The sequence below is a fragment of the Pseudomonas sp. BE134 genome (assembly GCF_031456105.1).
In the GTDB taxonomy this organism is placed as follows: Bacteria; Pseudomonadota; Gammaproteobacteria; order Pseudomonadales; family Pseudomonadaceae; genus Aquipseudomonas.
Window position 1 is genome coordinate 1 of the sequence record NZ_JAVDUA010000062.1, and the last position, 3,107, is coordinate 3,107.

The 3,107-nt window shown below is 53.3% G+C and carries 4 protein-coding genes and 3 tRNA genes; all 7 read right to left on the minus strand.

All coding sequences use genetic code 11. The features are described from left to right. A partial coding sequence (locus J2Y56_RS28270; protein WP_256588461.1) for a GTP-binding protein occupies window positions 1-266 on the minus strand: 266 nt, incomplete at its 3' end. Between the two features lie 84 nt (window positions 267-350). Further along, window positions 351-426 (minus strand) — tRNA-Thr (locus J2Y56_RS28275). Between the two features lie 26 nt (window positions 427-452). Beyond that, window positions 453-526, minus strand: a tRNA-Gly gene (locus tag J2Y56_RS28280). A gap of 24 nt (window positions 527-550) precedes the next feature. Continuing rightward, window positions 551-635, minus strand: a tRNA-Tyr gene (locus tag J2Y56_RS28285). 144 nt (window positions 636-779) lie between these two features. Then, window positions 780-1,220, minus strand: coding sequence for a hypothetical protein (locus J2Y56_RS28290; RefSeq protein ID WP_310339354.1), 441 nt, complete (start codon window positions 1,218-1,220; stop codon window positions 780-782). 7 nt (window positions 1,221-1,227) lie between these two features. Further along, window positions 1,228-1,977 carry a pantothenate kinase gene (locus J2Y56_RS28295; protein WP_007946144.1) on the minus strand — a complete coding sequence of 250 codons (750 nt, stop codon included), beginning with the start codon at window positions 1,975-1,977 and terminating at the stop codon, window positions 1,228-1,230. Beyond that, a complete protein-coding gene (birA, locus tag J2Y56_RS28300; protein ID WP_310354105.1) occupies window positions 1,967-2,926 on the minus strand; it encodes a bifunctional biotin--[acetyl-CoA-carboxylase] ligase/biotin operon repressor BirA in 960 nt (319 codons plus the stop codon). Before birA ends, J2Y56_RS28295 begins: the two co-directional genes overlap by 11 nt. Between the last annotated feature and the right edge of the window lie 181 nt (window positions 2,927-3,107).

The window sequence follows — 3,107 nt, forward strand, 5'->3', positions numbered from 1 at the left end:
ACATAGTCAGCGTGACCTGGGCAGTCAACGTGAGCGTAGTGACGAATCTTCGAGTTGTACTCGACGTGTGCGGTGTTGATGGTGATACCACGAGCCTTTTCTTCTGGCGCGCTGTCGATTTTATCGAAATCAACGATAGCCGAACCGAAAACCTCGGAGCAAACACGAGTCAGAGCTGCAGTCAGAGTGGTCTTACCATGGTCAACGTGACCAATAGTACCAACGTTGACGTGCGGCAGCGAACGATCGAACTTTTCCTTAGCCATCGAAACAACCCCCAGCAGAAGAATTGAGCAACTGATATCAGCCATTAAAACAAAGGCAGATATTTTCATATCTGCCTTGTTATATGGAGCTCTTGAGCGGATTTGAACCGCTGACCTCACCCTTACCAAGGGTGTGCTCTACCAACTGAGCTACAAGAGCAAAACACTTTGCAGGACCTGCAAACTTGGAGCGGGTAGCGGGAATCGAACCCGCATCATCAGCTTGGAAGGCTGAGGTTCTACCACTAAACTATACCCGCGGAGCTTGCAGCTCTCGCTAAAAATGGTGGAGGGGGAAGGATTCGAACCTTCGAAGTCGTAGACGTCAGATTTACAGTCTGATCCCTTTGGCCGCTCGGGAACCCCTCCTAAGCGAGCCGGCATTCTACATCATGCCAGCCTTCTGTCAAGCATTTTTCTCATTAAAAACCTGAGCTTAGCTGCATTGACACCACTTCGGCACCGTTGACCTTAAATGGTCTTCACTGCGAAGCGGGCGCCATTCTATGCAAACTATTCAGCCGGTGCAACCCCTTCGCACGGCATTATTTTATGTTTTAACTCATTGAATTCTTTAGAAAGGTTTATCAGCTGTAAATCATCCAGCAAACGCTGGCTTTCGGGCGCTATACGCACCCAGTAACCAGAAGACTCGGCGGAATCTTTCGGCAGAGACTGAAACCTGACACCAATCTCGCCGAGTCGACGCCCGGCCGCCAGGACGGTCTCCTGACGAACAAAGCCCCCCAAATAGAGGCAGCCATTGACCGCCACTGCGGATTTTTCTTTGTCGCGAGACGCATCAGTTGCCTCACTCAACAAGCGGATATCCTGCTGCGACCCCCGGTACAAGCTCAAAGGCGTTACATCTTTCGCCCGCAGCGGGGCCTCTTGTTGATGCCAAATGTAATAGAAGACATTGAGAACAAGCAGCAACAAAAACAACCAACGCATAAAAACCTCAGGACAATGGGCACGCCATCGCTAAACCCACAAAAATCAAATCTGGAACCAGCCTGGCCTCGGGCACGATTCCGGAGACTAGAGCCGCATCCCCCCCAGTGAGAAACACAGCAAAGTCATCCCCCCAATAACTGCGTGCCAGCTCCAACTGAGTCAGAACAAAGCCCCTCAGCATGAGAGAGCATCCTCGCTCGACCGCTTCGACAGTTGTACGTCCAGGAACAAGACTCTCGAGCGCTCGCTCGGCAGCCAGGTCACCGTATCGGATTCTGCGGGTATGGGTTCGCAGCTGGTTGCGCATCAAGGGCATCCCAGGGCAAATAAAGCCGCCGAGGTGCTCTCCGTCCCGAGCGACGAAGTCAGCAGTCACGGCCGTACCAAAATCAAGCACCAGGCACGCACCAGACGCCAGATGAAACCCTCCAAGCATGGCAAGCCAGCGATCGAGCCCCAGCCGCTCAAACTCGTCGTATCCGTTGCGCACTCCAGCCATTTCGCGAGCAGGTGTCGCACACACCACGGCCACGTCGAAAGCTTGCGTCAATATAGAAGTCAAAGCGGCAGTTTCTTCGGCCGTTCTAACGCTGACCAACCGACAATGCCTGAGGGCGAGCCCTTCAAGCTTACTTAAACCCTCCAGCAAAGCGTCATCCGAATCGACCACGCCCTCACTGAACACCCGCCCAGCATCTGCACGCAGCACGCGCCACTTGATAAAACTATTTCCGCAATCGAGCTCAAGAATCATCGCGCAACCTCAGACTGAGCTCACCGCCACTAAAGACCTTTTCAACGCCATTCACTTTCAAGCGCAAAGCCCCCTGACTGTCGATACCCATTACCTCACCATCTATCTGGTTTACGCCGGCAATCAATGACACAGCCCGCCCCTGCCATAGGTGGTTTTGCTCCCACTCTGACTGGATAGAGGAAAATCCGCCGAGCTGATGTCGGGCCAGGTATGTCTGGAGCGCCTCACCCAATTCCGAAACCAGGTGATTACGATCAAACACCTTGCCTGACTCCAAACGCATTGACGTCCACAACTGATCAACCTCATCCGCGAGCTGCATGTTGACGTTAATTCCAACACCCAACACCACGTGACACACATCTGCGGGATCACCAACCAATTCGAGCAATATCCCAGCGATCTTTTTCTGCCCCACCAAAACATCGTTGGGCCATTTTAACCCCACCCCCGGAACACCTAGCGCTCGCAAGGCCTGCATGACCGCAAGACCGACAACAAGGCTTAACCCCTCCAGTTGTCGCATTCCGCCTTCAATACGCAATACCAGACTGTAATAGATGTTTTCTGCAAAAGGACTGACCCATTTGCGGCCCCGACGCCCTCGGCCAGCCGTCTGGCGCTCGGCAAGCACCAGAAATGGCGCAGCCTGGCCACGCTCGATAGCGCGCAAAGCCTCAGCGTTGGTTGAGTCTATTGAATCGAAGACCAAAATTGGCCAATCACACGTAGGTGCTTTGTCTTTTATGGCGACGGGATCAAGCAATGACAGCGGCGCCGTCAGTTGATATCCGCGACCGCGCACCTTGTGGATTGACAAGCCGAGCTCAGCTTCTAAATGCTGGAGCTGCTTCCACACGGCACTACGACTGATACCCAGGGCAACACCCAGAGCCTGGCCCGAATGGAACCGGCCATCTTTAAGAAGCTTTAACAACGTCAGCATGCAAGTCTCGCCTCACAATGAGGCCCGCATGATAGCCATGCCCCGAGCCGTTGCATAGAAACCCTACAATGCGGATTTTCTGCGGGCAAAACAAAACCCCTACCTGCATACGCAGATAGGGGTTTCGGAATTTAATCTTGACGATGACCTACTCTCACATGGGGAAACCCCACACTACCAT